Source organism: Pseudomonas sp. CM25 (genome assembly GCF_013179705.1).
GTDB lineage: Bacteria > Pseudomonadota > Gammaproteobacteria > Pseudomonadales > Pseudomonadaceae > Aquipseudomonas.
On sequence record NZ_JABMCW010000416.1, the window covers coordinates 1 to 4217 of the forward strand.

The following is a 4217-nucleotide window of genomic DNA, read 5'->3' on the forward strand; positions in this document are numbered from 1 at the left end:
TGCAGAACCTGCTGGAAGTCGCCGAAGCTACCGCCATCGCGGCCGAAGCCCGTAAAGAGTCCCGCGGCGCTCACGCCCGTGAAGACTTCGAAGACCGTGACGACGAAAACTGGCTGTGCCACACCCTGTACTACCCGGGTGAGAAGCGCGTTGCCAAGCGTGGCGTCAACTTTGCGCCGAAGACCGTACCGGCCTTCGAACCAAAAATCCGGACTTACTAAGGGTGGCTGCTATGTTGAAAGTCGAAGTTTATCGCTACAACCCCGACACCGACTCGGCGCCCAAGATGGAGTCGTTCGACGTCGATACCGGCGGCAAGGACCTGATGGTTCTCGATGTGTTGGCACTGATCAAGGAAAAGGACGAGGGTTTCTCGTACCGTCGCTCCTGCCGTGAAGGTGTGTGCGGTTCCGATGGCATGAACATGAACGGCAAGAACGGTCTGGCCTGCATCACCCCGCTGTCGGGTGTGGTCAAGGGCAACAAGCTGATTCTGCGCCCGCTGCCAGGCCTGCCGGTCATTCGTGACCTGGTGGTCGACATGAGCATCTTCTACAAGCAGTACGAGAAGGTGAAGCCGTTCCTGCAGAACGACACCCCGGCGCCGGCCATCGAGCGCCTGCAGTCGCCGGAAGACCGCGACAAGCTGGACGGTCTGTACGAGTGCATCCTGTGCGCTTGCTGCTCGACTTCCTGCCCGTCGTTCTGGTGGAACCCGGACAAGTTCCTGGGTCCGGCCGCTCTGCTGCAGGCTTACCGCTTCCTGGCCGACAGCCGCGACACCAAGACTCAGGAGCGCCTGGCGTCCCTGGATGACCCGTTCAGCGTATTCCGCTGCCGCGGGATCATGAACTGCGTAAACGTTTGCCCGAAAGGTCTGAACCCGACCAAGGCAATCGGTCACGTACGTAACATGCTGCTGCAAAGCGGCACCTGATACAAAGTGTTGTACCTGCAGTAAGCCGAGGTGCGGGTGGTGAGCCCGCACTGAGGTAAAACCCGAGCAAGGGCCCACAAAGCCCGCGCTCATTACCTATGAAGATATGAGACCAGCAGGGGCTTTCCGGGCTGGTACCCGGAAAATCAGCAGGATCCAAGTGGCGTGGTTCAGTCGCTTTATTCGGACTTTTCCAGGTTTGCTGTGGCTCTCGCCGATCAGTCCCCTAATCGAGGGTGACCAAGCATGCAAGAAAGCGTGATGCAGCGCATGTGGGAAAGCGCCCACCTCTCAGGTGGTAACGCTGCATATGTGGAAGAGCTCTACGAGCTCTACCTGCACGACCCTAACGCTGTGCCAGAAGAGTGGCGCACCTACTTCCAGAAGTTGCCCGCCGACGGCAGCACCGCTACCGATGTATCGCACTCGACAATCCGCGACCATTTCGTACTGCTGGCAAAGAACCAGCGCCGCGCCCAACCGGTATCTGCCGGGAGCGTGAGCAGTGAACACGAGAAGAAGCAGGTTGAAGTTCTGCGACTGATCCAGGCCTATCGTATGCGCGGCCATCAGGCTGCCAAGCTCGACCCGTTGGGGTTGTGGCAGCGCCCTGCGCCCGTAGACCTGTCGATCAATCACTACGGCTTGACCAATGCCGATCTTGATACGACCTTCCGTGCCGGCGACCTGTTCATCGGCAAAGAGGAGGCGAGCCTACGCGACATCGTCGATGCACTCCAGAAGACATATTGTCGCACCATTGGCGCCGAATTTACCCACATCGTCGACTCCGAGCAGCGCAGCTGGTTCCAGCAGCGCCTCGAAAGCGTGCGCGGCCGTCCGGAGTTTTCCGCCGACGTGCAGACCCACCTGCTCGAGCGCGTGACCGCCGGTGAGGGCCTTGAGAAGTACCTGGGCACCAAGTACCCAGGCACCAAGCGCTTCGGCCTTGAAGGTGGCGAGAGCCTGATCCCGATGCTGGACGAAATGATCCAGCGTTGCGGCTCCTACGGCACCAAGGAAGTCGTCATCGGCATGGCCCACCGGGGCCGTCTGAACGTGCTGGTGAACACCTTCGGCAAGAACCCGCGCGAGCTGTTCGACGAGTTCGAAGGCAAGAAGATGAACGAGCTGGGCTCCGGTGACGTGAAGTATCACCAGGGCTTCTCCTCGAACGTGATGACCACCGGTGGCGAAGTGCACCTGGCCATGGCGTTCAACCCGTCCCACCTGGAAATCGTTTCGCCAGTGGTCGAGGGTTCGGTGCGCGCCCGTCAGGACCGCCGCAACGACACCGTTGGCGACAAGGTGCTGCCGATCTCGATCCACGGCGACGCTGCGTTCGCTGGCCAGGGCGTGGTCATGGAAACCTTCCAGATGTCGCAGACCCGCGGTTTCAAGACCGGCGGTACCGTGCACATCGTGATCAACAACCAGGTCGGTTTCACCATCAGCAACCCGCTGGACGCGCGCTCCACCGAGTACGCCACCGACGTTGCCAAGATGATCCAGGCGCCGATCCTGCACGTCAACGGCGATGACCCGGAAGCCGTGCTGTTCGTGACCCAGCTGGCCATCGATTACCGCATGCAGTTCAAGCGTGACGTGGTCATCGACCTGGTCTGCTACCGTCGTCGCGGCCACAACGAGGCTGACGAGCCGAACGGCACCCAGCCCCTGATGTACCAGCAGATCAGCAAGCAGCGCACCACCCGTGAACTGTATGCCGAGGCACTGATCAAGGCCGGGCGCATCGACGCCGACCGCGCCCAGGCCAAGATCGACGAGTACCGCAACGCGCTGGACAATGGCCTGCACGTTGTAAAAAGCCTGGTCAAGGAGCCGAACCGCGAGCTGTTCGTCGACTGGCGTCCGTACCTGGGCCATGCCTGGACCGCGCGTCACGACACCCGCTTCGACCTCAAGACCCTGCAGGACCTGTCGGCCAAGCTGCTCGAGCTGCCTGAAGGCTTTGTCGTCCAGCGCCAGGTATCGAAGATCTACGAAGACCGTCAGAAGATGCAGGCCGGTGGCTTGCCGATCAACTGGGGTTATGCAGAGACCATGGCCTACGCCACCCTGCAGTTCGAAGGTCACCCGATCCGCATGACCGGCCAGGACATCGGCCGTGGCACCTTCTCGCACCGCCATGCGGTATTGCACAACCAGAAGGACGCCAGCACCTATATTCCGTTGCAGAACCTGTTCCCGGGCCAGCCACGTTTCGACCTGTACGATTCGTTCCTGTCCGAGGAAGCGGTACTGGCCTTCGAATACGGCTACTCGACCACCACGCCGAACGCGCTGGTGATCTGGGAAGCCCAGTTCGGTGACTTCGCCAACGGTGCGCAAGTGGTGATCGACCAGTTCATCACCAGCGGCGAGCACAAATGGGGCCGCCTGTGCGGTCTGACCATGCTGCTGCCACACGGTTATGAAGGTCAGGGCCCGGAGCACTCCTCTGCGCGTCTGGAGCGTTACCTGCAGCTGTGCGCCGAGCACAACATCCAGGTGTGCGTACCGACCACCCCGGCACAGATCTACCACCTGCTGCGTCGCCAGGTGATCCGCCCGCTGCGCAAGCCGCTGGTGGTGCTGACGCCGAAGTCGCTGCTGCGCCACAAGCTGGCCATCTCGACCCTGGAAGACCTGGCCGAAGGCTCGTTCCAGACCGTGATCCCGGAAATCGACGCGATCGATCCGGCCAAGGTCGAGCGCCTGGTGCTGTGCAGTGGCAAGGTCTACTACGACCTGCTGGAAAAACGCCGTGCCGAAGGCCGCGAAGACATCGCCATCCTGCGTCTCGAGCAGCTGTACCCGTTCCCGGAGGACGACCTGGTCGAAATCCTGGGTCAATACAGCAACCTCAAGCACGCCGTATGGTGCCAGGAAGAGCCGATGAACCAGGGCGCCTGGTACAGCAGCCAGCACCACATGCGCCGTATCCTGGGCCGCCACAACAAGGCACTGGTCCTGGAATACGCCGGCCGCGACGCTTCTGCCGCGCCAGCCTGTGGTTACGCTTCGAAGCACGCCGAACAGCAGGAAAAACTGCTGCAAGACGCCTTCACTGTCTAACACCTTCGCGCACCTGAAACCGAATTTAAGGAAACACAGATAATGGCTATCGAGATCAAAGCCCCAACCTTCCCGGAATCGGTTGCCGATGGCACCGTTGCCACCTGGCACAAGAAGCCGGGCGAAGCCGTCAAGCGTGACGAGCTGATCGTCGACATCGAGACCGACAAGGTCGTCCTGGAAGTACTGGCTACCGCTGATG

Annotated in this window: 3 protein-coding genes and 1 pseudogene; all 4 read left to right on the forward strand. The window is 61.1% G+C overall.

Going from position 1 to position 4217, the window contains the following annotated elements:
* Positions 1–221 (forward strand): annotated as a pseudogene (gene sdhA / locus HP546_RS26850) (succinate dehydrogenase flavoprotein subunit); the annotation flags it as partial.
* An 11-nt stretch (positions 222–232) separates the two neighbouring features.
* Positions 233–937 (forward strand): succinate dehydrogenase iron-sulfur subunit, encoded by a 705-nt coding sequence (locus HP546_RS26855; RefSeq protein ID WP_172231853.1) that lies wholly within the window; start codon positions 233–235, stop codon positions 935–937.
* Positions 938–1183: 246 nt separating this feature from the next.
* Entirely contained in the window at positions 1184–4015 is a 2832-nt protein-coding gene (locus HP546_RS26860) for a 2-oxoglutarate dehydrogenase E1 component (RefSeq protein ID WP_172231856.1), read from the forward strand.
* 42 nt (positions 4016–4057) lie between these two features.
* On the forward strand, positions 4058–4217 hold a 160-nt coding region (locus HP546_RS26865), incomplete at its 3' end, for a biotin/lipoyl-containing protein (RefSeq protein WP_306125786.1).